This window comes from Deinococcus aetherius (genome assembly GCF_025997855.1).
GTDB classification, from domain to species: Bacteria; Deinococcota; Deinococci; order Deinococcales; family Deinococcaceae; genus Deinococcus; species Deinococcus aetherius.
Window position 1 is genome coordinate 1,217,543 of the sequence record NZ_AP026560.1, and the last position, 25,559, is coordinate 1,243,101.

A 25,559-nucleotide genomic window follows, 5' to 3' on the forward strand; every position below is an offset into this window, starting at 1 on the left:
GACCCCGGAGGTTTCTGAGTGAAACGACGTCCCCTCGGCCTGCTCCTCGCGGCGGCCATCCTGTCTGGCGCAGCCGCGCAGACGCCGACGGCTCCGGCCACCCCGGCTCCCGCCCAGCCCGCGACTCCGGCAGCTCCGGCCACTCCGGCCGCGCCCGCTGCGGTCCCCGCCACCCCCGCACGTCCCACCCGCCCCGCCGCGAACTACGTGGCGCTCGGCGTCTTCTACTACGAGCAGGGCAAGTTCGACGAGGCCTACGTCGCCTTCCGCGCCGCCTCCGAGGCTGATCCCCGCAACACCGACGCGCTGCTGGGCCTGGGCCGCGCGCAGGTCAAGCTGCGGCTCTACGCCCCCGCCATCGAGACCCTGCGGCGCCTGGTCGCCCTCGACCCGCGCAACATCAGCGCCTACATCGCCCTCGCGCAGGCGTACCAGCAGCAGTACATCGGCGCGAGCGACCGCGCGAGCGTCACGGGCAACCTCGGCGAGGCGCAGCGGGTCCTCACCGAGGCGGAGGCCACCGTGCAGGTCATCGGCGGCACGGACCGCGACCTCAACCTCAGCAAGGTCTGGAACGAGCGCGGGTACGTCTTCAAGCTCCAGGGCGACGGGGGCCGGGCCATCGACGCCTTCAAGCAGGCCTCTGCCCTCAACCCCGAGAACGACGTGATCTTATTTAACCTGGGGGACATGTACTACGCGACCGGGAACCTCGTGGCCGCGCTCGACAGCCTGCAGCAGGCCGTGATCGCTGACCCCCGCGACCCCTACAACCGTGCGTACTACGCCAAGCTCCTGGCCCTGAGCGGCAACGTGACCGCCGCCAAGCCGGAAGCCGCCCAGGCCGCCCGCCTCGCCCCCACCAACAGCTACGCGGTCGGGCAGTACGGGGTGGTGAGCTACCTCGCGGGGGACTCCACCACCGCCCGCACCCAGCTCACCCAGGCGGTGAAGCTCGACCCCCTGCGCTACCCCGAGTTCTACTTCTACCTGGGCCGCCTCGACCTCGACGCCGGGGACCTGAAAGCGGCCCGCGAGAACCTGACGCGCGCCGCCGCGCTGGGCAGCACCACCCCCGAGTACATGTACTACCTCGGGCTGAGCTATGAGCGCGGCGCGGGCACCATCGCCCCGGACCGCCTCAAGGCCCGCGAGAACTACGAGCGGGCGCTCAAGCTCAGCCCGAACTACGCGCTGGCGAGGGAAGGTCTGAGCCGCGTGCGCTGAAGCCGTTCCCTGCGCGCGGCCCTTCCCCAGGCGGGAGGGGCCGCTTGCGTTGCCCGCTCCTCAACGTTCGCTTAAGCTCCTCCGTCCCCCCCCGGGACGTAAGGCGCGCGTAAGATGAGAACCGCTGCCGTCCCCGCCCACGGTGGGCGAGGGCCACGGCCCGAAAGGAGCCTCATCATGGCCTACCAACTTCCCGACCTGCCCTACCCCGAGAACGCCCTGGAGCCCCACATCGACGCGCGGACGATGAACATCCACCGCACCAAGCACCACCAGACGTACGTGGACAACGCGAACAAGGCGCTGGAGGGCACCGAGTTCGCGGACATGCCTGTCGAGCAGCTCATCACCCAGCTCGATCAGGTCCCCAGCGACAAGAAGAACGTCCTGCGCAACAACGCGGGCGGCCACGCCAACCACAGCCTCTTCTGGCAGGTCATGACGCCGCAGGGGCAGGGCCAGCCGAGCGGCGAACTGATGCAGGCCATAGAGCAGGCCTTCGGGTCCTTCGACGCCTTCAAGCAGAAGTTCGAGGACGCCGCCAAGACGCGCTTCGGCTCGGGCTGGGCGTGGCTCGTCGTGCAAAACGGGCAGCTCGCGGTGGTCAGCACCGCCAACCAGGACAACCCGCTGATGGGCGAGGCGACTGCGGGCGTGAGCGGCACCCCGATCCTGGGCGTGGACGTGTGGGAGCACGCCTACTACCTGAACTACCAGAACAAGCGCCCCGACTACCTGGCGGCCTTCTGGAACGTCGTGAACTGGGACGAGGTGGCCCGGCGCTACCAGGCGGCGCGGTCGCAGTAAGGATGAAAGGAGAACGCCCCCGGGCCGAGCGGCTGCGGGGGCTTCTTTGTCTCCTTGCTCTTAATTCTTCAAAAGAATGTACTCTGGTCTCGTGGCACATTCTTATTTTTTAAGAGTTGAGTTCGATGGTTGGTATCAAACAATTGATGTGGTAAGGGCGTTGCTCAAGCAGAGTTGGAAAGTATATAAAGTGGAGGACGAAATTTTACAAATACCATTGGACGTAGGTGTGGAAGCGGAGACTCTCAAATCCCTTCTCGTTAAGGACGATCATTCTGCTAAATTCAACGCGAGGACGGACGGCAGTAAATTCCTCTCATCCTTTTACATAGACAACAGCGTCGTGTCGGTCCTATTATCAGGGAGATTTGAAAGAGCCCCCAGAGTTCTGAGCTCCCCTGACTTAAATTTCTGGGTCGAAACTATCGTGGGCCCCCTCGTGTCAGGCAATCTAAGAATTGCAAAATTTACCATCGAATATAGATAATATTTTGCAGACGTTTTTCGACCCACGATTTCCTACGCTCGCCGCGCCGCCCGTGCCCGCAGGATCGGCGGCAGGATCAGCGCGAGCGCCACGACGACCAGGATGAAGGCCGTCAGTGGTTGCCGCGCGAAGATGCCGAAGTCCCCGTTGCTCTGCTGGAGCGCCGTACGGAACTGTGACTCCGCCGTTGGCCCCAGGATGACGCCGATGATCGCGGGCGTGACCGGGAAGTCGAAGCGGCGCATCCCGTACCCGATCACCCCGAAGAGGGCGAGCAGGATGAGGTCGAAGACGCTGTTGTTCAGCGAGTACACGCCGACCGTCGAGAAGACCAAAATTCCGGCGTACAGGAACGGGCGGGGAATCAGCAGCAGCCGCGCCCAGATCGGCGCGAGGGGCAGGTTCAGCGCGAGCAGCATCACGTTCCCGATGTAGAGCGAGGCGATCAGGCCCCACACGAGATCGGCGTTCGTGACGAAGAGCAGCGGCCCCGGTTGCAGCCCGTACTGCTGGAAGGCGGCGAGCAGGATGGCGGCGGTCGCGCTCGTCGGCAGGCCCAGGGTGAGCAGGGGCACGAGGACCCCGGCGGCGGCGGCGTTGTTGGCGGCCTCGGGCCCGGCGACCCCCTCGATGGCGCCCTTGCCGAACTCCTCGGGGTGTTTGCTGAGCCGTTTTTCCAGGGTGTAGCTCAGGAAGGTGGGAATCTCGGCGCCCCCCGCCGGGATCGCGCCGAAGGGGAAGCCCAGCGCCGTGCCGCGCAGCCAGGGTTTCCAACTGCGGCGCCAGTCCTGCCGGGTCATGGAGGCGTTGCCTTCGAGCTTGATGACGCTCGCCCTGTCCCGGCGCAGTCGGCTCGCCACGTACAACGTCTCGCCGATGGCGAACAGGCCGATCACCACCGTGATGAAGTCGATGCCGTCGAGGAGTTCGGGGCGGCCCAGGGTGAAGCGGGCCTGCCCGCTCTGGAGGTCGGTGCCGATCAGGCCGACCGCGAGGCCGAGGAACAGACTCACGAGCCCGCGCAGGGGACTGCCCCCGAAGGTCGCGCTGATAGTCACGAAGGCGAGCATGATCAGGGCGAACTTGGCCGACGGCGGAATCTGCACCGCGATCTCGGCGATGGCGGGGGCGGCGAAGGTGAGCAACATCGTCCCGATAGTCCCCGCCACGAAGGACCCGATGGCGGCGGTGGCGAGCGCGGCGGCGGCGCGGCCCCGGCGGGCCATCTTGTTGCCCTCCAGCGCCGTGATGATCGAACTCGACTCGCCGGGCGTGTTGAGCAGGATGGAGGTGGTCGAGCCGCCGAACATGCCCCCGTAGTAGATGCCCGCGAACATGATGAAGGCGCTGACCGGGGGCAGTTTGGCGGTCACGGGCAGCAGCAGCGCGACCGTGAGCGCCGGGCCGATGCCGGGCAGCACGCCGACCAGGGTCCCCAGCGTGACCCCGACGAGCGCCCACAGGAGGTTGAGGGGCGTCAGCGCGGTCTCGAAGCCCGCGAACAGGGCGGTCAGGGCTTCCATCTAGATGATCCCCCTTAGCACGCCGGGCGGCAGCGTCAGGCCCAGGCCCCGGGTGAAGACCTCGTAGGTGACGAGCGCCACGACGAGCGCCACGACCACCATCAGCCCCCAGCGCCGCTCGCCGAACGCGTAGGCCACCGCGAAGTACATCAAGGCCGTGCCGAGCACGAAGCCCAGCGAGGGCAGCAGCACCGCGCCGAGCAGGAAGCCGCCCAGGATGATACCGGCGGCCCCCAGGTTCACGGGCGCGTTCGGGTCGGTGTCCTCCTCGGCGGCGGGTTCGGCTCGCTCTCCCCGCAGGGCATTCACGGTGAGGAGTGCCCCGAGGACGGTCATGCCGACGCTCACGATCAGGGGAAAGACGCGCGGGCCCACGACCGCGTTGATGCCGAAGGGGATTTGCAGGGTGCCGATCAAGAGCAGCACGCCGAGCACCGTCACCCCCAGGGCGACGAGGAGGTCGGGCACGCTGACCCCACGCCGTCCCGTCACAGGAGACACGTCGTTGGAAACGGAGGGCGGAACGTCTTGCATGGAAAACCTCCTCGGGGGATCTCGCCTTCATTCTGGCGTCAGGCGCCGGGCAAAAGGGGGGCGGGGCAGGTGACTCGCTCCCCGCCCCGCCGGGTGCCCACACCGGGACTTACTTGACGAGCCCGATGTCCTTGAGGATGTTCTTGGTGCGGTTGGCCTCGACCTTGAGGTACACGTCGAATTTGCTGCCGCTGAGGTACAGGTCCGTCCACTTGCGGGTGGCGAGGGTGTCTTTCCACTCCTTGGAGGCGTGCAGCCGGTCCATCGCGGCGACGAGGGCGGCCTTCTGCTCGGCACCGATGCCAGGAGGGGCCACGATGCCGCGCCAGTTGGCGAGTTCGACGTTCAGGCCCTGCTCCTTGAAGGTGGGGACCGGAATGCCCGCCTGACGCCGGGGCGCGCTGATGCCGATGGCCCGCAGCTTCCCGGCCTTGATCTGCGCCTCGAACTCGCCGTACCCGGCGACACCCGCCGCGACCTGATTGCCCAGGACCGCCGCCAGCGTCTCGCCGCCGCCGCTGAAGGGGACGTAGTTCATCTTCCTGGGGTCCACGCCCGCCGCCTTGGCGAGCAGACCCACGAGCATGTGGTCGGTGCCGCCCGCGCTGCCGCCCGCGAAGGCCACCCCGCCGGGGTTCGCCTTCCACGCGGCGGTCAGGTCCGCCATCGTCTTGTAGGGGCTCTGGGCGGGCACGACGACGACCTCGTACTCGCCGGTCAGGCGGGCGATGGGGGTCACGCGGCTGAGGTCCACTTTGCTGGAGTTCGTCTGGATGGCGCCCACCATCACCAGACCCATCGTCATCAGCAGGTTGCCGTCGCCCTTGGAGTTGTAGAGCTGCGCGAGGCCGATGGTGCCGCCCGCCCCGGGCACGTTGAACACCTGCACCGGCTTGACGATGTTCTCGTTCTGCAAGACGGTTTGGATGGCGCGCGAGGTCTGGTCCCAGCCGCCGCCGGGGCTGGCGGGGGCCATGATGCGCAGGTTGCCTAGGCTCTGGGCGGCGGCGAGGGGGGCGAGGGCCGTCAGCACGGCGAGGGACAGAGCTTTCTTCATACGTCCTCCGGGAGGGTGCGGGCCCGGGTCGGGCCACGCGGGTTCGGCTGTGATAGCTCTCTCAGCCTACTTTAAGAGTTGGGCGGGTGCAAGCAGTTTTCGCCGTGCAGCGCGCACTTTTTTGAGACCGTTATTTACACGTGTGAACGCAATGCACGCAAAGGCCGGGTGGCCCCGGGGGGTCCCTAGAATGGGAGGAGTCCATGTCGCGCTCCCCCCGCACTCGGCCCCGCCTGGGCTTGCAGGACCGCCTCGTACGGCTGCATCTGCTCGTGCTGTGTGCCATGACGGCGGTGCTCGTGGGGGTGCAGACGGCCTACCTCTACACCCAGGCCCGCGAGCGGCTGGGCGAGCGGGCGATCACGACGAGCCGCCTGGTGGCCCGCCTGCCCTTCGTGATCCAGGGGGCGGAGGCGGGCGGGCAGAACCCGGCCCTCAACGCCCGGGTGAACGCCCTGCGCGACGCGGCGGAGGCGGACTTCATCGTGGTGGGGAACCGGCGGGGCATCCGGCTCGCCCACCCCGTCCCCGAGCGGCTGGGGCAGCCGATGGAGGGCGGGGACAACGGCGAACCCCTGGCGGGCCGCGAGGCCGTGAGCGTGGCGCGCGGCAGCCTGGGCGTGAGCGTGCGGGGCAAGGTGCCCGTGTGGGCGGGCGGCGTGCCGGGCGGGCGCGTGGTCGGCGTGGTGAGCACGGGCTACCTGATGCCGCAGGCGTGGCACCTCGTCGCGCAGGCTCTCCTCACCCTGGCCCCGTGGTTCCTGCTCGCCCTCGGCCTGGGCACCGTGGGGGCGGTCTGGACGGCGCGGCGGCTGCGGGCCGAGATCCTGAACCTCGAACCCGAGCAGATCGCCGCGCTCGTGGGGCAGCACCGGGCGGTCCTCGCGGCGCTGCGGGAGGGGGTGATCGCGGTGGACGCCCAAGGCTGCGTCACCCTCGCCAGCGACCGGGCGGGGGAGGCGCTCTCGCCCGGCACGCCCACCCCGTACCACCTCGCCGCCGTGTGGCCCGAACTCGCCGCGCTGCCCGTGGCGCGGCAGCAGAACGTGGAACTCACCCTGAAGGGGCAGCCCGTCCTCGTGAACGTGGAGCCGCTGGAGGGGGGCGGGTTCGTCGCCTCCTTCCGCGACCGGGCGGAGGCGCTCGCGCTCGCCGACGAACTCACCCACGCGCGGGGCTTCGTGGACGTGCTGCGCGCCCAGTCGCACGAGTACCAGAACCGACTCCACGTCCTGTCGGGTCTGCTGCAACTCGGCCGCCCCCAGGAGGCGCTGCGGATGCTCAGCGCCGAGATCGAGGCGGACGCGCAGTTCCGGGCCCTCTTGCGCGACGTGCAGGTGCCCCGGCTCGTCGCCCTCCTCGCCGGGAAGCGCGAGCGGGCGCAGGAACTCGGGATCGACTTCCAGGTCGCGCCGGAAAGCGGCCTCTCGCCCGTGTGGGAGAGGCACGCCGACACGCTCTTCACCGCCGTGGGCAACCTCACCGAGAACGCCTTCGAGGCGCTGGGAGGGCGCCCCGGCACCGTCACCGTCCTCATCGGTGAGGACCCCGAGGGCGCGCAGATCGAGGTGCAGGACGACGGGCCCGGGATCGAAGGCGAGCTGGCCGCCCGGCTCTTCACCCGGGGGGCGAGCAGCAAGGGGGAGGGGCGCGGCTATGGGCTGGCGGGGGTGGCGGCGCGGGTGGCGGCGCTCGGCGGGACTATCCGTTACACCCGGCGCGGAGGGCGGACGGTCTTTCAGGTGAGCCTCCCGACGCCGGTTCAGGTGGCCTCCCTGGAGCGCGCGTGACCCGGGTGCGGGTGCTCCTCGTGGAGGACGACCTGCGGGTCGCCCGGGTGAACCGTGACCTGCTGGAGCGCGACCCGGACGTGCATGTGGTCGGCAGCGCGGCGACGCTCGCGCAGGGGGACGCCCTCGCGCAGGCGCTCGCCCCCGACCTGATCCTGCTCGACGTGTACCTGCCCGACGGGAGCGGGCTGGGGCTGCTGCGCCACTGGCGGGCCCAGGGCCGCACGACCGACGTGGCCCTGATCACCGCCGCCGACGACGAGGCGAGCGTCAAGGCCGCGCTGGCGCAGGGGGCCTTCGACTACCTGATCAAACCCTTCACGGGGGCGCGGCTCGCGGAGGTGGTGAGTAGGCACCGGGCCCGCCGCACCGCCCGGGGCACCCTCGACCAGGCCCACCTCGACCGCCTGCTGGGGGTGGGGACGGGGCCGGGCGTCCCCGAGCCCCTGCCCCGCGGCATCGACCCGCACACGCTGGAGCGGGTGGCGCAGGTGCTCGCGGGGGCGCCGGACGCGCTCAGCGCGGAGGAGGTCGGCGACCGGACGCACCTCTCGCGGGTCACCGCCTGGCGCTACCTCGAACACCTTGTGCGGGTGGGGCGGGCGAGCCTCGATCACCAGTACGGGCTCGCCGGGCGCCCCGCCAAGCTCTACCGCGCTCGGGCGGAGGACTCCTCCGGCGGGGGCGGCTAGACGAGGGGAGACCTGGGCCACGGTCCCTCCCCGCGCGCTGCCTAGACTGGGCGCCGATGCGTCCGCCCCGCCTCCTCGCCCCCCTGCTCGCGCTGACGGCCCTCCTGACGGCCTGCGCGCCCGTGACGGTGCGGCCCGCCCGCGCGCCCGCCCTCGACCTGAGTGGCCCCGCGCCCGACGTGGTGATCCTGAGCGTGTCCGGGCGCTGCGGCCCGCCGTGCCTTCCCCCGCGCGACAACTGGGACTACCTCACCTCACGCGGCACGGTGGACCTGCTCGCGGACGCCATCGCCGGGGTGGGCTACCGGGTGCAGGTCGCGGGGTACGCCTCGAACGCCGCCGCGACCTTCACCTCCCGGCAGGCGCGGGCCGAGCAGCGGGGGTATGCGGCGCTGGCGGCGGACTTCGCCCGGATGCGGCAGGTATGGCTGAGGGGCCCGCGTCCGCCCCGCCTGGTGCTGCTGGGGCACTCGCAGGGGGTAGCGTGGCTGCACCACCTCGCCCGCGTGAACCCCGACGTGCCCGTCGCCCTCCAGATCGACCTCGACGGCATCTGTGCGGCGTGGAGGTCCGACCACGGCGCGGCGTTGCGCGCCCAGCCCCCGGGCACGAGCGACGAGCCCTCCGCCCTGACCGCCTGCGACCTCGTGCGCGTGCCGGGCCGCACCCTGCGCAACAAGGACATCGCGTGGCCGAACGTGGCCCGCAACCTCGAAGTCCTCAGCAAGCGTCTGCCCGCGCGGGTGAGCGAGAGCGGCGGCCTGCTCCTGAACTACCTCTTCGACCCCACCCGCAACGCCCGCCTCGACGGGAGCACGCGCGGGATCGAGATCTTCGTCTCGGGCCGCGAGGACCACAGCGCGGTTTCGTACCCTAACAGCGACGCGCTCGCGTGGGCGGCGGGCCGGGCCGTGCGGCTCGCGCAGGACTGGAAGCGGGCGGACGCGGGGGTGCCGACGCTGAATTAGGGGGTCGCCAGTTGCCGGTGAGAGGTCAGCGCGGGGGGCTGGTCGTCAATTCCTGATCCGCCGGGGTCAGGGACGCCAGCCACGCCGCCGCATCCGCCGGTCCGAGGAGCCGCGCCCCGCGTTCTGGGGGAAACCAGGCGAGCAGGGCCGCCACCTCGCGTTCCCCGGTCGTCCCGAAGACGACCTTGTGGTCCCCGTCGGCAAGCCACAGCAGGCCCGAGGGCGCGGCGGGCACACGCTTGCCGACGGGGAGCGGGGCGCCCAGCCACACGGCGTCCACCTCCGTCCCGTCGGCGGGGTTGAGCGTTCCGCGCAGGCAGCCGTAGTTGCCAGGGGCGGGCCGCGCCTCCCGGCGGTAAGGCACGACTTCGCCGCCGCGCGGCACAAAGCGGTCCACCTCGCCGCGCGTCCACTCGACCACGCCCTCGACCGCTTGGCCTGAGCCTGCCCTCAAGGCTGCACCTCGTACAGCTCGACCTGCCGCAAGACGTTGCCACCGAAGGCGATCACTGCCCGGAAGGCGCCGGGATCGGGAGCGTCCAGCCGGAAAGTCGCCTCCCGCTGCGCCGCGTCGAGGTACACGCTGTCGCGGCCGAGTTCGCGCGCCCCGTCGAACCACGCGACGCTGAGGTAGCCCGGCGAGAAGCGCCCGTCCACCCGCGCCCGCAGCACGAGGGTGTCCCCGTCGCGTTCGAGCGTGGCCGCCGTCACCCGCGTGGGCAGCGTCACCTCGACGGGCGTGGGCACCACGGGCAGGAAGTTGTAGCGGCAACCGGAGAGGGCGGGCGCGAGCAGGCACGCCAGCACGAGGAGGCGGACGGAGATGGGGCGGGACATGGGAGGATTGTAGGGAGCGGGAGTGAGGAGGGCGCCGGTGGCCCTCACACCCCGGTTGCCACCAGCGCCCCCAGGAGCGCCACCGGGGCCGTCTCCGCGCGCAGGATGCGGGGGCCGAGCGTGACGGCGACCGCGCCCCGCGTTTCCAGGGCCGCGACCTCCGCGTCGGCCAGTCCCCCCTCCGGGCCGGCGAGGAGCGTCACGGGGGCGTCCCAGGCCAGGTAATCGGTCAGGCGGGCGGTGGCGCCGGGCTGAGCCACGAAGAGGCTTCCCTCCCACCTCAGCTCTGCGAGGGAAACGGGGGAGAGGACCTCGGGCGTGACGGCCCGGCGCGACTGCTTGCTCGCCTCCTCGGCGACGCGGCGCAACCTCAGGAGCTTCTGGTCCCCGATCTCGCGGGCGTCGGCGTGGCGGGTGATTACGAGTTGCACGCGCGCCACCCCGAGTTCGGTGGCCGCCCTCACCACGTCCGCGAGTTTGTCCCCCTTGAGCAGCGGCGCGGCGAGGGTGACGGGCTGCGGCGTCTCGGCGACCCCCGCGAGCGCCCGCCCGAGGGTGAGCACCGCCCGTCCCTCGTCGAGCGCCCCGACCGTGGCCTCCGCCTCCGCCCCGCGCCCGTCGAACACCCGCACGGGGTCACCGGGCCCCAGGCGCAGGACGTGGAGGTGCCGCGCCTCGCGGGGGCCCAGCGTCATCTCGGGGGCCAGGGCGTCCACCCGGACACGGTGGGAGGCCATCAGCGGCCCCTCCTCACCCTCACGGCGCGCGGGCGATGACGAGCGCCCATTCCCCGTCCAGCGTCTCCCGCGCGTCGGTGAAGCCCTCGCGGTTCAGGGCGTCCCGCACGAGGGGGAGTTTGGTGGTCAGGATGCCGGTCAGGATGACCACACCGCCCTGACGACTGAGGAGAGCAGCGTACTCGCCTGCCAGCAGGTCATGAAGTTCGGCATAGAGATTGGCGATCACCACGTCGTAGGCCATCACGCCGCGTTCGTTGAACCGCACGGAGACCTCTCCCAACGCGCCTTCGAGGAACAGCACACGTTCCTGTACGCCGTTGATTTCCGCGTTTTCGTCGGCAATCGGAATGGTAATGGGGTCGATATCTATGCCGACCGCGATTCTCGCCCCCAGCAGCACCGCCGCGATGGCGAGCACCCCGCTCCCGGTGCCCACGTCGAGCACACGCGCCCCCGTCCCGTTCGGCCCAAGCTCCGCCAGATTCAGCCCCGACAGCGCCTCCACCGCCAGCCGCGTCGTCTCGTGGTGCCCGGTCCCGAAGGCCATGCCGGGCTCGATCACGAGCGAAATCCGGCCGGGCTCCACCTCCTCCCGCAGCCAGGGCGGCACGATGGTCACGCGGCCCGCCCGCACCGGGCGCAGGGTGCGCTTGAACTCCGATTGCCAGTCCTGGTCGGCCTCCTCGCGCCACTCGCCGTCCGCGACGGGCGCGGGCAACTCGGCGCGGGCCGGGAAGTAGGCACGCACCATGCCCGCGCGCTCCTCCAGGCCGGTCGCCCCCGCCTCCCACAGCAGGTCGAGGTCGGCTTCGCGGGTCTCCAGGGTGCCGGGCAGCACGTACACGAGCATGGACCGAGTGTAGTGCTCGTGTGGACGCGAGTTGGCATTCGGCTTTGTTCGTGATCAAATTGTCCGTGACCGAATATTGAATACTTCTAACGTGGGAACGTGCGAGAGTGCCCGAACGGGCGCGTTTCGCTCCCGAAGAGGAACGCACCTGTGAAGCCGAGCCGAGTCAACGCAACTGCCGTCACCCCGTCGAGTTCCAGGGCCACCCGGCTGCGGGGGCGTGGGTCGTTCGGCCCGCCGGGAGGCGACCCTGCGGGCGAGGCTCACCCCGCGTCTCCGGCCCGGGTGGCGCCCGGCGGCGTGCGGCTGCGCTGGCGGCAAAGCGGCACCCTGACCCTGCACGCGGACTCCCCGGCCCAGGCGCGTGCGGCCCTGGCGTGGCTGCCCGACCTGACCGAGCCGCACCTCACGCGCGCCTTTCTTACCGGCTTCGCCCGCCTGCCCGGCGGGGGGATGCCGGGGCTGCGGCTGCCCGGAGTGCACCGCCGCACCCCGAGCGCGGCCCTCCTCGCGCGGCCCGACCGTCCGGACGAGTTGACCCTGTGCTGGCCCGCGCCGCCCTCGCCGGGGGTGCCCGCCCCGCCGCCGCCCGAGCCCGTGTCGGTGCCCCCGGCCCTGCTGGGCTGGCTGTCCCTCCCCTTCGCCGAGGCGCTGCACGCCGCCGCTGGGTGGCTCGCGCGGGGGGGCGGGCGGGTGCGCCTGAGCCTGAGTGACGGCACGGCGCTGCACACCGTTCACCTGGGCTGGCAGGAGGGCGGGGGAGCAGGCTCGCTCTCCCTGCCGGTCGTGGACGGCAGCCTCCTGTGCGGGCGGGTGGAGTGGCACGGGAGCCTTGCCCCCTCGGCCCGGGCGGACGCCGGGGCCGCCGCCGAGCTTCTCGCGCACGTCTCGCGGCAGGCGCGCGAGCGGGGCGAGGCCGAGCGCCGGGCGCGGGCCGGTCGTCTCGCCGCCGAGCTGCACCGGCAACTGCTCGCGCTCGCCACCCGCGCCGCCCTTCCCGACGCGCCCCTGCACGCCGCGATGCGCCTGCTGGGGGCGAGCGGCGCCGCCCTCGTGGCGGTGGAGGGCGGCGCGGAGTCGGGGGGCGACCCCGAGCTCTTCCCCGGTGGGGTGATGACCCTCGGCAGCCTCAGCGAGGGTTCGGTGCGCGGGCGGTTGCGCCCCTCGCTGCTGCGCCGCCTCTCGGCGGGCCGCGATCCCACCCCGTACGTGCTGTTCGTGCCCGGGTGGAGGAGCGAGCGGGGTTACCTGCTCGTGGTGCCGCTGGGCGCCGCCGGGCCGCTGCGGGGGGCGTGGGTGTTCGCGTGCCCCTACCAGCCCCACCGCCTTGGGACCGAGGGCTGGGCGGCCCTGCTCGACGCGGCCCGGCACCCCGCCCTGCTCCAGAGCCTGGGCCCCGACGCTCCACGGGGCGAGGGAGGGCACCGCACCGCCGCGAGCCTCCTGCGCAGTCTGGGCGAGACCGACGTGTCCTCGGCCCTCGCCGAGCGGGGCCTGAGCCACCTGATCGGCGGGGGCAGCGCGGAGGCGGGCGCGTACCTCACCGTGCGAGCCGCGCCGGGCATCCCCTCGGGCGAGGTCTCGGCCCTGGTGGAGGTCGGCGGCGACGGGGTCCAGCCCCTGCGCGTGCCGCACGAGATCGTGCGCCGGGTGACCCGGGGGGGCGAGCCCGTCTCGCTCACCTCGCCGCACCCGCTGCTCCCCACCCCGCTCACGAGTGCGCTGCTGACCCCGGTGCAGGGGGCGGGGGGCACGGCAGGCGTGCTCGCCCTGCTCGACACACGGGAGGGGGCCCAGCCTGCCCCCGAGACGCCCGGCCTGCTCGCCCTGCTCGCCGAGCGGGTGGGGCAGGCCGCCGAGCGGCAGGCGGCGCTGCGGACCCTGGCGCGCACGCGCGAGCAGGCCTTCCACGTCCTCGGCAAGGTGCTCGAATACCGCTCCTACGAGACCAAGGGCCACACCGACCGGGTGACCGGGCTCGCCCTGCGGCTGGGCACCCACCTCGACCTGGAGTACGGCGACCTCGCCCACCTCCGGTGGGGCGCGTACCTCCACGACCTCGGCAAGATCGCCATTCCCGACGCGGTGCTGCTCAAGCGCGGGCCGCTGACCCCCACCGAGCGCGAACTCATGCGCGGGCACGTCACCATCGGCGAGTTCATCCTGCGCGAGCAGGGCTTCGTGCCGGGCGAGGTGCTGGAGGTCGTGCGCCACCACCACGAGCGCTGGGACGGGCGCGGCTACCCCGACGGCCTGCGCGGCGAGGAAATTCCCCTGCTCGCCCGGCTCTTCACCATCGTGGACGTGTACGACGCCCTCACCAGCGAGCGGCCCTACAAGCCCTCGTGGACCCACGAGGACGCCCTGGCCGAGCTGGGCCGGATGGCGGGCAGGCACCTCGATCCCCGGCTGCTGGAGGCCTTTCTCACCCTGCCCGATCTGCCCGGGGGCGAGGGCTCGCGGTTTCCGGCCTAACGCGTCCTGTTCGGGCACGGGGTAGGCAAGGCGGGCCCGGCGCCCGCAGGCCCCCTCCTATACTCCCCGCATGAGACTCGCCATCGTCGGCGTCGGGAAACTCGGCCTCGCCCTCCTCGAAGGGGTCACGTCGCGCGGGGTGCTGCGCCCGGCGGACATCGGCCTCCTCGACGCGAACGCCTCCCGCGCCGCCGACCTCGCCTCCCGCACGGGAGCGCGCCTGGTCACCGCCTCCGACCTCGCGGGCGCCGAGCGCATCCTGGTGTCCGTGCAGCCGCGCGTCTTTCCCGAGATCAGCGAGTGGCTCGCCCAGGAAAGTGCCGGGTACATCAGCACGATGGCGGGGGTCAGCACTGCCACCCTCACCCGCCGCCTGGGAACGAGACGCGTCGTGCGGGTCATGCCGAACCTCGCCGCCACCATCGGCCGCAGCCAGACCGCCATCACCGCCCCCCGTGAGGCCGAGGACGCCGGAGACCTTGCCTTCGCCCGCAGCCTCTTCGGCTCGGTCGGCGACGCCTATGACCTCCCCGAACACCTCTTCAACGCCTTCACCGGCATGAGCGCCTCGGGCCCCGCCTACGCCGCCGTCGTCGCCGAGGCACTTGCGGACGGCGGCGTCCGCATGGGCCTGCCCCGCCCCCTCGCCCACGAACTCGCCGCCAAGCTCCTCGTCGCCAGCGGTGAACTCTTGCAACAACGCGCCCACCCCGGCCTCCTCAAGGACGAGGTGTCAAGCCCCGGCGGCACGACCATCGCCGGGCTGGAGGCGCTGGAGGTGGCGGGAGTGCGCGGCGCGTTCATGCGCGCGGTCGTGGCGGCGACGCGGCGGGGAAGCGAATTGGGGAAGGACCAGGAGTAGGGTGTTCTTGCCCCTCCCCCCTTGTGGGGGAGGCTGGGACTGGCACAGCTCCGCAGGAGAGGGGGGGAACGCGAGCGTCCACCCACGCGGCGGAAAGACGACCGCCAGGCCATTCTCGCTGGCTCTGGGACGGGGTGCCCGTTCACCCCCTCCTAACCTCCCCCCTCAAGGGGGAGGGACTTTCATAGATGGCCTCCGTTCCCTAACAACCCAGTCTCCCCCCACCCTGCGCCATACTTCCCCCCGTGCCCGGTCCCGAAGTCCTCCTCTACGGCCTTCCCCTCGCCTTTCTCGCCGGGTTCATCGACGCTATTGCGGGGGGCGGCGGCACGATCACGCTGCCCACGCTGTTTTTCATGGGGCTCTCGCCCGCGCAGGCGGTGGCGACGAACAAGTTGCTCGCCATCTTCGGCTCGGGGAGCGCGACGGTGCAGTACTGGCGCAGGGGGCACGTCGAGCGGTCTCTCGTGCTGCGCCTGATTCCGCTGGCGCTCGTCGGGAGTGCGCTCGGCGCCTTCCTCGTGCGTTTCGTGGACCCGGACGCCTTTCGCACCCTGGTCGGCGTGGTCATCCTCGGCGTGGGGGCGCTCGTGCTCGTCAACAAGCGTTTCGGGCTGGAGGACCGCTACCCCGGCCTGATCGCCCGCACCCTGGCCCTCACCCTGCCCGGCGCGTTCCTGATCGGCGTGTACGACGGCTTTCTCGGCCCCGGCACGGGCACCTTCCTGATGTTCCTCTTCGCGCTGGCGGGCTTCAACCTCGTGCGGTCGAGCGGCAACGCGCGGACGATCAACTTCGCCACCAACCTCGGGGCGTTCCTCTTCTTCCTGTTCCAGGGGCAGATGGTCTGGTGGATCGGCCTGCCGATGGGCGTGGCGAACGCCGCCGGGGCCTTTGTGGGTGCCCGGATGGCGATGCTGCGGGGCAGCGGCTTCGTGAAGGTGGTGTACGCGGGCATCGTGCTGCTCGTGGCGGCGCGGCTGCTGACACAGTAATTCACGTGAGGACCCCCAGCGTGTTCCCCCTTCGCGGACGCGCTCATGAGGGGGCGAGAGGACAACTCAGCCTGGACTCACGCCCGAAGATGACGGAATCATTAAGCTCCCCCACGTGACCTCCAAGGCTCTCCTGACCCTCCTCTGCTCCTCCACCCTGCTTCTGGGCGCCTGCGGGGAGACCGACACCACTTCGGCGGCAGGCTCCACGCTGACCCCCGCGCCCGGGGCCACCGCGCTCGCCACCACGCCCATCAACCTCACGGTCGGGCAGACCCGTCAGGTGAACGTGTACTCCGGCGGCCAACCCGTCACGCCCGCCACCGCGACCTGGACGAGCCGCAATCCGGCGGTGGCGACGGTGGACCAGTACGGGCTGGTGACCGCCCGGGGCGCGGGGACGACCACCGTTCGCGTCGCCCTGCGCAGCAACCCGGCCACCTTCCTCGACTTCACGGTCAACGTGACGGGCGCGTCGGCCCCGGCGCCTACCCCGGCCCCGGCGACCGGGCCCTCCGCCTTCGAGGGGCGGGTTCTGGAACTCACCAACCAGGCCCGCGCCCAGGCCCGCACCTGCGGCACCCAGCCCTTCCCGGCGGCCGCGCCCCTGACGTACAACGCCGCGCTGCGCACCGCCGCCTCCAACCACTCGAAGGACATGGCCCTTCGCAACTTCTTCAGCCATACCAACCCCGACGGCTTAAATCCCTTCGACCGGATGCGCGCCGCCGGGTACACGGGTTTCACGGCGGCGGCGGAGAACATCGCGGCCGGGCAGAGCACCCCGGAGGCGGTCGTCGCCGGGTGGCTCCAGAGCCCCAGCCACTGCGCGAACATCATGAACGCCGCGTACCGCGACCTGGGCGTCGGGTACTACGCGGGCGGGAGTTACGGCCACTACTGGACCCAGAACTTCGGTCGGCGCTGAGCGGCCCCCGGTCCCGCCGCCGTGCAGATACGGCAGGAGAAACCCCCGCCCAGGCGACGGGGGTTCTCTGCGCCCAGGGGGCTCAGTCGGTGATGAAGGTGTGCTCGCTGTCGCTGAGTGTGCGCCCGCCCCCCTGATCCCAGGTCATCGTGCTCGTGAAGAGGTCGTCGCCCTTCTGGCTCGCCACGACCTGGAACTCCAGCGAGAGGCGGTCGTCGGGGTCCATGCGGTCCACATGGAAGCGGAAGCTGCGCTGGTCGGCGGCGGGCTCCACGGTGACTGTCGAGCCGCTGACCGTGAAGGTCCAGGTGGACGGGTCGCGCAGGTCGACGCGGCGGGTCGTGACCGTGCCGTCGTTGTTCCTGAACCGCACGAGGATCGACGCGCTACCTATCAGGTTCGCCATGCGGGGGAGCGCGGCGTTGATGAACACGTTGGTCGCCGGGGCGCTGCCCTCGTTCTCGTAGTACAGGTCGTACACGTACTGCGAGCCCACCGGGTAGGCGTCGGTGAAGGTGTCCTGGAAGAGCTCCGTGTTCGTGAGGATGCTGTCCCACAGGTCACGGCCCCAGGCGGGCTTGCCGACGATGTCCACGGTCGCACAGCTCTCCAGGAAGTTGCGGCCGTTGTCCAGGGTGTATGCGCCCGGCAGCGTGCCCGCCGGGCCCTCGAACTGCTGGTACTCGTTCGGGTTGCCCCGGAAGATCTGGTTGAGGTTCCAGCCGAACAGCCGCACGCAGTTGCGGTTGTCGTTCCCCACGACCTCGCCCCGGAAGGACATCCGGATCGTGCGCGAGGTGCCGTTTTGCAGGGTGCCCAGGTTGAGGCCCACGCGGCGGTCTCCCGAGTTCGCCTGGTCGAAGCGTTCGAGCGGGAGGATGGTGCCCTGCTCGTCGCGCGCCACCGGGCCGCTGAAGGCTTGGCCGTAGGTGTCCTCGATGCGGGCGCTCTGGAGGAAGCCCTCCTGGCCGTACTCGTTGGGGAAGAGGCCCTTCAGGCGGGCGTAGGCGGTGCGGACGCGCGGGTCGAGTTCGTTCACGGTCGAGCGGTCGAAGTTCGCCACGTTGATCAGGAACTCGGCCTGCTGGTTCGTCACGACCTCGCGGTCGAGGGCGGTCTTCGTGATCCGGGCGACCGGGCGCACGACGTTGATGTACTTGTAGACGTCCACCTCGGCGGCGTTGCTCGCGGTGGCCTTGGCGCGGTTCTTGATGTCGTACGGGTCCTCGTACTCGCTGTTGAGGTTCGTCGCGCTCTCGGGCGGCACGATGCCGAACACGCCTTGAAGGTTCGTGACCGGGTCGGAGTTGCCGTCGCGGTCGTTGTCGTTCCAGGCGTACCCGGGCTTGTGGCGCGGGTAGACGTCGATGGCGACGCGCAGCTCGGCCCCGGCGGCGAGGTCGCCGATCTCGTTGAAGTCGATGGTGTGCGTGTTGAGGTCGTAGTCGGCCGCGACGGTCCCCGCGTTCGCCCCGCCCGCGTCCACCAGCCGCGCGCTGCCCAGCACGTAGCCCAGTTCGGCGGGCAGCTCGTCGCGCACGGTCATGTTCCGCGCCGCCGTGCCCGAGGTGTTGCGCACGCGGATGGTGTACGTGTACGTCTTGCCGACCGTGAAGTTGTCCTCGGTCGTCGCGGTGCGGGTGCCGGGGTCGAGGCGCGGCGGCAGGGTCACGTCGTCCGGGGCGTAGGGGTTGTGCGGGGGCGTGTTCGGGCTCGTCCGCTCGAAGCCGGTCCAGGTGACGATGTTCGGCCCGGTCTTCTCGATCTCCAGGGTGGCGCCGCTGAAGGTCTTCGTGAAGTTGTAGCTCTTGAGGAGGAAGTCGTACGCCGTGTTGCCGTACTGGACCCGGTAGAAGTAGTCGGCCCGGACCCCCGCCGTCAGCGGCAGCTCCTGCGCGGTCACGTCCAGCGCAGGCCGCAGGTACACCGACTGGCCGCCGTTCGCGTTCACGCTGCCCGCGCCGCTGATCGCGCTTGCATTCGTGGTGAGGAAGAGACGCGCCAGGTCCGACTCCTGCCCGGCGACCGGCGTGAGGGTGTAACGGACGTACCCGGGGAATTGCGTGCCGCCGACCGGGAAGGGGCCCGTCTGGGGCTGCTTGGTGTACGCGACGGTGCCGAAGGTGTGCAGCCGCTGGTTGGCGTTGAACCAGTTGTTCTCGAACGAGCCCACGTTCGCGCCCACCCGCTGATTGGTGGGGATGGTCGCGGTAGCGCCGAAGCTGGTGTCACCGCTGTAATACAGGTGACTCATGTTGGTGAAGAACATCTTGAATTCGGCGAGCGCCGCGCTCGTGGGGGCGTCGGACCCGTCGGTCGCGCTCACCACGAACTTCACCGGTGTGCCCTGGGCGGGGGCGCTGGTGGCGTACACCGTGAAGCGCACGATCCCCTGGTCGTCGGAGAAGGCGGTGGTGCCCCCAGAAATGGCCTGGGCGCTCAGGCGCACGGGCCTGGCCCGCAGGTCCTGCTGCACGTGGCCCGCGATGATCGTCACGTCGTTGCTGTCGGCCGAGACGCCGACCCGCGCCCCGGGAACAGGCGCGCCCGCCTCGTCACGCACGACCATCTCGACGAGGACGGGTTCCTCCGTCTGCGAGGCGTACAGCATCACGTTCTTGTTGGTGTTCGCCTCGCGCAGGCCGTCGAGGGCCGCCCCCATCCCGTCGGTCACGGGCGTGTCGCCGCTCAGCGCGATGCTGCTCACCTGCTGCTGGGTCGCCTGCGCGGTGCGGTACGCCAGGGTGACGGAGGCGTCCTTGTTGGCGGCGCAGTCGAGGGTCACGGACTGCGTGGTGTTGGTCGTCAGGGCGTAGCCCTGCATCTGCCCCGCGCTGACCGTGTACGCGCCCGCCGCGAACGAGGTCGACAGCTTCTGCCCGTGAACGGCCGTGCCCGAGAAGACGACCTGACCGGCGGCGTTCCTGACATTGACGGGCGCGGCCACCACGCCGCCTACCGGCGCGACGTTCTGGAGGTTCACGGTGATGCTCGCGCAGGCCGCCGGGGTCGACGGGGGTTGCGTGCCGGGCGGCTGGGCGACGGGCCCGGGCGTCTTGGTCTCGGTGGGCGTGGGCGTGTTGCCGCACGCGGCGAGGGTCAGGGCTCCGGTCAACGCGAGACCGACGAACTTGAGTCCCTTCATTTCGGTTCCTCTCGGTTTTGAGCGCATCCTGACGGCAGGATGAGCCGCCACAAAAGCCAGCGGACTGGCTTTCGCTTCCCGGGCGGGATAGGATGCGGCGAACCGGTTCAAATTCGGTTCACCGTTTGGCTCACAGATGTCGCAGTCGGGGCCTTCAACGGATGGCGGCGCTGCGGTGGCCGGGAGCGTGACGTGCTCCTTGGCCACTGGCCGCTGTCGATCCTCTCTATACGGTGCTGGTTTGAGCCTCGCGGCCTTCTTGCTGCGCCTGGAGCAGGCGACGAGCGGTCGGCTTGGCCGGGTGATCCCTCCACTTCTTCAGGTTCGGAAAGCCTTGGACGGAAGCATCATCGGCTACACAGGGGTGAACTTCATCTCCACCTCCCCCGACATTGTGGTATATCCAACAACATAGGCGGCTTTAAAGTTCTCATGGTGAGAAATCTTAAGGGTGTTCGGAGGATAACGATTTGATGAGTTGCGTGACCCCAGGAAGGGGTTGCCGGGTGGGGCAGAAGCATGGTGGGTGGAGCCTGAGCCGAGCCGGTTCCGCCCCGCCCTCATGAGTGGCGGTCCTGGAGAAGAGAGGAGGACGGTTTCGTTCCCGGTGGGGCTTTAACCGTGCCTCACCCCCCCGTGCCCTCGGCGGCGGGGCGCCACAATCGCGCTATGACTTCTCTTCCAAGGGGCGGGCAGCAGGCTATCTTCGCGGGCGGGTGCTTCTGGTGCACCGAGGCGGTGTTCAAGGACATGCGGGGCGTCCTGCGGGTCGAGAGCGGGTACATCGGCGGTCACCTGCCGAATCCCGACTACCGCAGCGTGTGCGAGGGCACGACCGGGCACGCGGAGGCGGTGCGCCTCACCTTCGACCCCTCGCAGGTCAGCTTCAGAGACCTCCTCACGCTCTTTTTCGCCACGCACGATCCCACCAGCCTCAACCGTCAGGGCGGGGACGTGGGCACCCAGTACCGCAGCGCCGTCTTTCCCCTGAGTGCGGAGCAGGAGCGCGAGACGCGCGAGGTGATCGCCGACCTCGACGGTCAGGGCGTGTTCGACCGCCCCATCGTGACCACGGTCGAGCCCGCGAGCGAGTTCTACGTGGCCGAGGACTACCACCAGGACTTTTACGCGCGCAACCCCCGCCAGGGCTACTGTGTGGCGGTGATCGCCCCCAAGGTCGCCAAGCTGCGCAAGGAGTACGGCGACCGCCTGCGGGCGTAGACGGCGCGGGCAGGAGGAGGCGCGGCGCCAGGGTGGGCCGCGCCCCTCGCATTGGGCGCCGGACGAACGACGTTCCCTGACTCGTCAGGCCATGCAACAGGGCGGCGCGAAGGTTTCGACTTACTCCGCATGACGGCGTGTTTCCGCCGGAAGGTCGAGGGCTCGGCAGAGCTGAAGGGTTCCGTCCACCACGTCGGACCTGTGCGGGTTGGAGTCGCCCCGACGGCACCCTGGCCGCGATTCGCCCTATGGTGTGGGGCAGCATGAGCCGAGGCGACGCGAGCCCCGAGATGGAGCGGTTACACGACGCGTGGTGGGCCTTCGAGGAGCTGCGCCGCTGCGGGCTGGATCCTGACCGCTGCGACGCCCTGCTGCTGCGGGCCTACGGCTACCGCGACGAGGCGGTCGCCTACCGGCTGGCGCCCATCGACCGGGTGGGGGAGTTGCGGCTCCAGCTCAAGAACGCCTACTTCCAGAACCTCCAGTACGAGTGGTTCAGTGAACTCAGCCGGGACGACGTGCTCGCCCTCTTGCCCCAGCTCGTCCCCGCCTCCATGCACTGGGACCCGAACGGCAACCGCCTGCTCGTGGACTTCGTCAACGTGGCCCTCGACGCCCTGCCGCGCGAGCAGGCGCGCGAGATTTACCTGCACGCCTTCACGACTTACCTCCAGAGCTTCGGCTACTACGCGCGGGCCACCCCCGAGGAGAGGACCCGCATCCTGCGGGACTACATGTGGCTGGGCCGCCAGCACCTCTACCGCTCGGCGACCGCCCGGGAAAACCGGCTGGCCCTGGAGCGGATCATCGCCGACCGGCTGGGGGAGGAGGCGGTGGCGCTCTACCACGTGGGGCTGGACGCGGCGCGGGAGGGCCCGTGACTCAGGTGGACTCCACCCCGCCCAGCCTCTCCTCCAGTCCCCGCCGGAAGCGGACGGCGAGGGGGGCGGTGAGGTAACGCTCCAGGGTCTCGCGGACCGGCGGGTCCCCCAGCCAGGCGCCGAAGAGTTCCGCGACCGTCGGCGCTCCTGCGGGGGCGGCCCGCTCTCGTGTCACCTCGTCCCCCCGGCCCACGTCGCCCGTCTCCAGCACCCGGGTGTAGAAGCCGGGACGGCGGGCCCGCGCAAAGGCTTTCACGAAGCCCGCGTCCTCCAGCCTGGCCCCCAGGGTGGCGCAGGGGATACGCGGCGCCGTCACCTCCAGCAGCACGGTGCCCACCCGGAACCTCTCGCCGACCCGCACCCCCGCCGATTCGAGGCCGCCGACGAGCAGGTTCTCGCCGAAGAAGCCCGGTTCGGGGGCGCGGCCCAGGACCCCCGCCCAGTGGTCGTAGTCCTCCTGGGTGTAGACGTAGACGGCCTGATCGGGGCCGCCGTGGTACTTACGGTTCATCACCCGGTCGCCGTCCAGCCCCTCCACGGTCACCCGCACCCGGCCGGGCACGGGATGTTTGCAAATGCCGGTCACGACCGTCCGGTGGCCGACCTGGGCGGCGGTGGGCTGGCCGACGTTCACGCTGAGGACCTTCACGCGGGCCGCCCCGCCCGGCCTGTCCCTTCCTGGGGTGTGCTGCGGGTCATGCCGCAGGCTAGCAGCCGGGGGATGGGCGAGTCAGCGCCGACGGGACTGTGCCGAGGTTCGCCCCCCGTGGGCCGGGCCGGACGCTAGCCTGCGGCCGTGCTCCCCGCCCGCCCCCGCCCGCTCGCCTGGGCGCTCGCCCTCCTGACCCTGCTCGCGGGCCCGGGCTCGGAGGCGGGGCGGGTCGTCTTCCCAGCGGGCTTCGAGGTCGTGCGCGGCGCGCTTCCCCGGCCCGACCTCGCCCCCCTCGACGGTCTGGGCCTGAACACCTGCCCGCCGCCCGCCTCGCCCCTCGACCGCCTGCTGTACGAACGCACCCATGGGCAGGGCGCCGCCCTGAGCTGCGGCAACCGGGTGGAGGGGCTGCTGCACTTCCCGAACGCCGACCCCGCCTACAGCGCCCAGCCGCCCCGTGCGGGGGGAGCCTTCGAGCTGCTGGACGACGAGGTGCGGAAGACGCGCGACGAACTCCTGATCGCCAACATGCTCTGGGACGACGGCCCGGACGCTCCCGGCGCGGGGCTCGCGCGGGCGGTCGCCGACCTGCGCCGGGACCTTGCCGCCCACCCCGAGCGCCACCCGAGGGGGCTCACCGTGCGGCTGTTGCTCGGGAACTCCATCCGGCTCGGCGACCTCCTCGACCCGACCGCGAACGCCTATCACGCCGCGCGGCACCTGCTGGAGGCGGGCGTGCCGCTGGTGGGGGACACGGTGCCCGGCTGGCGGCTGGAGATCGCCAACTACGCCTACGCGCTGCCTCACAGCCACGTCAAGCTCGTCGTGCAGGACGGCGAGACGGTGCTCACGGGCGGCTTCAACGTCAGCCTCTTCCACGTCCCGGCGCAGGCTCCGGGGGGGCGCGGCCTCGACCTCGCCGACCTCGCCGTGCGGGTGCACGGCCCGGTCGCCCGGCACGCGGTCGCCACCTTCCGCGACGGGTGGCGGCTCAGTCGGGGGCTGACCTGCCGCGTGAATCCCACACCCGCAACGCTGCGGCGGGACTGCTCCTTCTCGCGGCCCACCTCCCCGTGGCCGCTGGTCTGGACGGGCCCCGCCCCCGCCGCCGGAACCGCGCGCGTCTACGGCCTCTACCGCCGAAGCGGCTACACGGACGCCGACGACGCGGTGGTCGCCCTCTTCGGCGCGGCCCGCACGAGCGTCGACGTGATGCAGTCGCAGGTGAGCGGCACCCTGGGCTGCGTGGGCAGGCTCTCCGAGCCGGGCGGGTGTGGGCCCGCCCTCGGGCTCCCGGTGTGGCGGGCCGCCGTCCGGGCGATCCGCGAGCGGGGCGTCCGGCTGCGGCTGCTCCTCGACTACGACCCCCTGCTCCAGGCCGAGACGCTCGCCTTCCTGCGGGGGCTGGAGGCCGAACTCGCCCCGCTGGGGCTGGCGGACCACGTTCAGGCCCGCTGGTACGGCCCGGCGGGGGGGCTGCACACCAAGGCCGCCCTGATCGACGCTCAGATGCTCACGGTGGGAAGCCAGAACCTCCACCACTCGGCCTTCGGGCCCCTGGGGCTCAGCGAGTACACCCTGGCGACGAGCGACGCCGGGGCCATCGCCGAGTACAGGCGGATGTTCGCCTTCGAGTGGGGACGCTCGCGGCCCATCCGCGCGCCGTGGTGGCTCCCCGCCGAGGTGACCGAGCCGCCGCAGCCCAGGGTCCAGCCCGGGGACCGCCGGTAGGGCCGCCTTCTTGTGCTCCTCCCCCTGGTGACGTTAGATGCGCAATACGAAGAACAGCGTCTCAGCCGAGGTCCTTTTCTCCCTCTCCCCTTGCGGGAGAGGGCCGGGGAGAGGGGTGACGAGCGCAGCTCGTCCTTCTCCTGGACGGCACAAACGCCCTAACAACCCGTTTCGCAATTCACACCGGGCGTTTATGGGGGAGTTGGGACTCGCAGAGCGGTGCGGCAGAGGGGGCAAGCGCGGCTGCCCACCCGTGCCCCGCACCGCTCAAGCCCTCCCTCTCCCCGACCCCTCGTAACCCCTCCCCCCGTCCGCCGCGCGGCACTGTGCTGCAATACTGGGGTGAGTCCCCAGGCCCCCCGCGACGCCTCCCCCTTCGACCCGGCCCTGGCGCAGACGGGGCGGACGCCCACGCTGGTGGTGCTCGCCGGGCTCTTCATGCTGGCGACCACGCCCTTTCTCGGGCGGCTCCTTCAGGGGCAGACCGACAACCTAGCGCGCAATGTGCTGTACGCCGCCGCGACCGCCGTGCTGCTGGCGCAGGTGTGGCGCGGCAGCGTGTGGGCATGGCGTCTCACGGTGGGCTTCAGCATCCTGGCAGGCCTGCTCGTCTTCGTGGTGGGGATGCTCGCGGGCGTGAGCAACTGGCAGGGCTGGATCGTGAGCCTCGCCGGGCTCGGGTTCCTCCTCTTGGGGACGTGCCTCGTCGGGGTGTCCAGCATCCGCGCCTTCCTCGACTCGCGCTGGACGCGCCGGGGCAGGGGAGGCCGCGCGTGACGGGCCCGAGGCGCTTCACCGTGCGGGGCACCAACAACGCCTTCACGTGCGTCCACTGCGGGGCGGAGGTGCGGCCTCTGGAGAACGGCTCGGTGCGTAACCACTGCCCGGCCTGCCTGTATTCCCTGCATGTGGACGTGCAGCCCGGCGACCGCGCGAACGACTGCCGGGGTCCCCTGCGGCCGGTCGGGGTCGAGCAGAGCGGCAAGAAGGGCTGGGTCATCCTCTACCGCTGCGAGAAGTGCGGCGGGGAGGGGCGGAACAGGGCGGCCCTCGACGATCCGGTGCAGCCCGACAGTTGGGACGCCCTCGTGGCACTGAGCACCGGCACGCGGGGTTGAGGCAGGTCAGGCAGCGGCCCCGGGGGGTGGGGAAGGGGT

Annotated in this window: 24 protein-coding genes; 15 read left to right on the plus strand and 9 right to left on the minus strand. The window is 71.1% G+C overall.

Annotated elements, in window-relative coordinates; all coding sequences use genetic code 11:
- The first annotated feature begins 18 nt into the window (after positions 1-18).
- The 3 genes from DAETH_RS06145 to DAETH_RS06155 all read left to right on the plus strand — a co-directional run bounded on the left by DAETH_RS06145 (position 19) and on the right by DAETH_RS06155 (position 2,521).
- Positions 19-1,227, plus strand: a complete 1,209-nt coding sequence (locus tag DAETH_RS06145) for a tetratricopeptide repeat protein (RefSeq protein WP_264777035.1) — start codon at positions 19-21, stop codon at positions 1,225-1,227.
- A 177-nt stretch (positions 1,228-1,404) separates the two neighbouring features.
- Positions 1,405-2,034 (plus strand): superoxide dismutase [Mn], encoded by a 630-nt coding sequence (sodA, locus tag DAETH_RS06150; RefSeq protein WP_264777036.1) that lies wholly within the window; start codon positions 1,405-1,407, stop codon positions 2,032-2,034.
- 91 nt (positions 2,035-2,125) lie between these two features.
- Positions 2,126-2,521 carry a hypothetical protein gene (locus DAETH_RS06155; RefSeq protein WP_264777037.1) on the plus strand — a complete coding sequence of 132 codons (396 nt, stop codon included), beginning with the start codon at positions 2,126-2,128 and terminating at the stop codon, positions 2,519-2,521.
- A gap of 32 nt (positions 2,522-2,553) precedes the next feature.
- Here the strand turns inward: DAETH_RS06155 and DAETH_RS06160 are convergent, their stop codons facing one another.
- The 3 genes from DAETH_RS06160 to DAETH_RS06170 all read right to left on the minus strand — a co-directional run bounded on the left by DAETH_RS06160 (position 2,554) and on the right by DAETH_RS06170 (position 5,635).
- Complete coding sequence (locus tag DAETH_RS06160; protein WP_264777038.1) at positions 2,554-4,044, minus strand: tripartite tricarboxylate transporter permease; 1,491 nt, start codon at positions 4,042-4,044, stop codon at positions 2,554-2,556.
- Positions 4,045-4,578: a tripartite tricarboxylate transporter TctB family protein gene (locus tag DAETH_RS06165; protein ID WP_264777039.1), complete on the minus strand. Its 534-nt coding sequence runs from the start codon at positions 4,576-4,578 to the stop codon at positions 4,045-4,047. It lies immediately after the preceding gene.
- A gap of 109 nt (positions 4,579-4,687) precedes the next feature.
- A complete protein-coding gene (locus tag DAETH_RS06170) occupies positions 4,688-5,635 on the minus strand; it encodes a Bug family tripartite tricarboxylate transporter substrate binding protein (RefSeq protein ID WP_264777040.1) in 948 nt (315 codons plus the stop codon).
- Positions 5,636-5,838: 203 nt separating this feature from the next.
- Between DAETH_RS06170 and DAETH_RS06175 the strand changes: the two genes are divergently transcribed.
- From DAETH_RS06175 to DAETH_RS06185, 3 genes are read left to right on the plus strand one after another with little or no spacing between them, the layout of a single operon-like run.
- Positions 5,839-7,425, plus strand: coding sequence for an ATP-binding protein (locus tag DAETH_RS06175; protein WP_264777041.1), 1,587 nt, complete (start codon positions 5,839-5,841; stop codon positions 7,423-7,425).
- Positions 7,422-8,117 (plus strand): response regulator transcription factor, encoded by a 696-nt coding sequence (locus DAETH_RS06180; RefSeq protein ID WP_264777042.1) that lies wholly within the window; start codon positions 7,422-7,424, stop codon positions 8,115-8,117. Before DAETH_RS06175 ends, DAETH_RS06180 begins: the two co-directional genes overlap by 4 nt.
- Before the next feature lie 56 nt (positions 8,118-8,173).
- Positions 8,174-9,085 carry a hypothetical protein gene (locus DAETH_RS06185; protein ID WP_264777043.1) on the plus strand — a complete coding sequence of 304 codons (912 nt, stop codon included), beginning with the start codon at positions 8,174-8,176 and terminating at the stop codon, positions 9,083-9,085.
- 25 nt (positions 9,086-9,110) lie between these two features.
- On the opposite strand, the gene DAETH_RS06190 is transcribed toward DAETH_RS06185, so the two are convergent.
- The 4 genes from DAETH_RS06190 to DAETH_RS06205 are packed head-to-tail and all read right to left on the minus strand — an operon-like array spanning position 9,111 to position 11,512.
- Positions 9,111-9,539 carry an inorganic pyrophosphatase gene (locus tag DAETH_RS06190; protein WP_264777044.1) on the minus strand — a complete coding sequence of 143 codons (429 nt, stop codon included), beginning with the start codon at positions 9,537-9,539 and terminating at the stop codon, positions 9,111-9,113.
- Entirely contained in the window at positions 9,536-9,922 is a 387-nt protein-coding gene (locus DAETH_RS06195) for a hypothetical protein (RefSeq protein WP_264777045.1), read from the minus strand. Before DAETH_RS06195 ends, DAETH_RS06190 begins: the two co-directional genes overlap by 4 nt.
- A 44-nt stretch (positions 9,923-9,966) precedes the next feature.
- Complete coding sequence (locus tag DAETH_RS06200; protein WP_264777046.1) at positions 9,967-10,659, minus strand: 16S rRNA (uracil(1498)-N(3))-methyltransferase; 693 nt, start codon at positions 10,657-10,659, stop codon at positions 9,967-9,969.
- Between the two features lie 19 nt (positions 10,660-10,678).
- A complete protein-coding gene (locus tag DAETH_RS06205; RefSeq protein WP_264777047.1) occupies positions 10,679-11,512 on the minus strand; it encodes a 50S ribosomal protein L11 methyltransferase in 834 nt (277 codons plus the stop codon).
- 150 nt (positions 11,513-11,662) lie between these two features.
- Here DAETH_RS06205 and DAETH_RS06210 point away from each other — a divergent pair, with 150 nt between their 5' ends.
- The 4 genes from DAETH_RS06210 (at position 11,663) to DAETH_RS06225 (ending at position 16,772) form a co-directional block, all read left to right on the plus strand.
- The gene (locus DAETH_RS06210) at positions 11,663-13,987 is read left to right on the plus strand and encodes an HD-GYP domain-containing protein (RefSeq protein WP_264777048.1); all 2,325 of its coding nucleotides are present in this window, start codon (positions 11,663-11,665) and stop codon (positions 13,985-13,987) included.
- 70 nt (positions 13,988-14,057) lie between these two features.
- Entirely contained in the window at positions 14,058-14,849 is a 792-nt protein-coding gene (gene proC / locus DAETH_RS06215) for a pyrroline-5-carboxylate reductase (protein ID WP_264777049.1), read from the plus strand.
- A 245-nt stretch (positions 14,850-15,094) separates the two neighbouring features.
- On the plus strand, positions 15,095-15,844 hold the full coding sequence (locus DAETH_RS06220) for a TSUP family transporter (RefSeq protein WP_264777050.1): 750 nt from the start codon (positions 15,095-15,097) through the stop codon (positions 15,842-15,844).
- Between the two features lie 115 nt (positions 15,845-15,959).
- On the plus strand, positions 15,960-16,772 hold the full coding sequence (locus DAETH_RS06225) for a CAP domain-containing protein (protein WP_264777051.1): 813 nt from the start codon (positions 15,960-15,962) through the stop codon (positions 16,770-16,772).
- Positions 16,773-16,854: 82 nt separating this feature from the next.
- On the opposite strand, the gene DAETH_RS06230 is transcribed toward DAETH_RS06225, so the two are convergent.
- Entirely contained in the window at positions 16,855-19,917 is a 3,063-nt protein-coding gene (locus DAETH_RS06230) for a DUF11 domain-containing protein (protein WP_264777052.1), read from the minus strand.
- A gap of 669 nt (positions 19,918-20,586) precedes the next feature.
- Between DAETH_RS06230 and msrA the strand changes: the two genes are divergently transcribed.
- A complete protein-coding gene (gene msrA, locus DAETH_RS06235; RefSeq protein WP_264777053.1) occupies positions 20,587-21,138 on the plus strand; it encodes a peptide-methionine (S)-S-oxide reductase MsrA in 552 nt (183 codons plus the stop codon).
- Between the two features lie 263 nt (positions 21,139-21,401).
- The gene (locus DAETH_RS06240) at positions 21,402-22,019 is read left to right on the plus strand and encodes a hypothetical protein (RefSeq protein WP_264777054.1); all 618 of its coding nucleotides are present in this window, start codon (positions 21,402-21,404) and stop codon (positions 22,017-22,019) included.
- A 1-nt stretch (position 22,020) separates the two neighbouring features.
- On the opposite strand, the gene DAETH_RS06245 is transcribed toward DAETH_RS06240, so the two are convergent.
- Entirely contained in the window at positions 22,021-22,668 is a 648-nt protein-coding gene (locus DAETH_RS06245; protein WP_264777055.1) for an MOSC domain-containing protein, read from the minus strand.
- A 147-nt stretch (positions 22,669-22,815) separates the two neighbouring features.
- Between DAETH_RS06245 and DAETH_RS06250 the strand changes: the two genes are divergently transcribed.
- The 3 genes from DAETH_RS06250 to DAETH_RS06260 all read left to right on the plus strand — a co-directional run bounded on the left by DAETH_RS06250 (position 22,816) and on the right by DAETH_RS06260 (position 25,520).
- Entirely contained in the window at positions 22,816-24,402 is a 1,587-nt protein-coding gene (locus DAETH_RS06250; RefSeq protein WP_264777056.1) for a phospholipase D-like domain-containing protein, read from the plus strand.
- 342 nt (positions 24,403-24,744) lie between these two features.
- Positions 24,745-25,179, plus strand: coding sequence for a hypothetical protein (locus DAETH_RS06255; protein ID WP_264777057.1), 435 nt, complete (start codon positions 24,745-24,747; stop codon positions 25,177-25,179).
- On the plus strand, positions 25,176-25,520 hold the full coding sequence (locus tag DAETH_RS06260; protein WP_264777058.1) for an RNHCP domain-containing protein: 345 nt from the start codon (positions 25,176-25,178) through the stop codon (positions 25,518-25,520). The genes DAETH_RS06255 and DAETH_RS06260 overlap by 4 nt, the downstream gene beginning before the upstream one ends.
- The last annotated feature ends 39 nt before the right edge of the window (positions 25,521-25,559 follow it).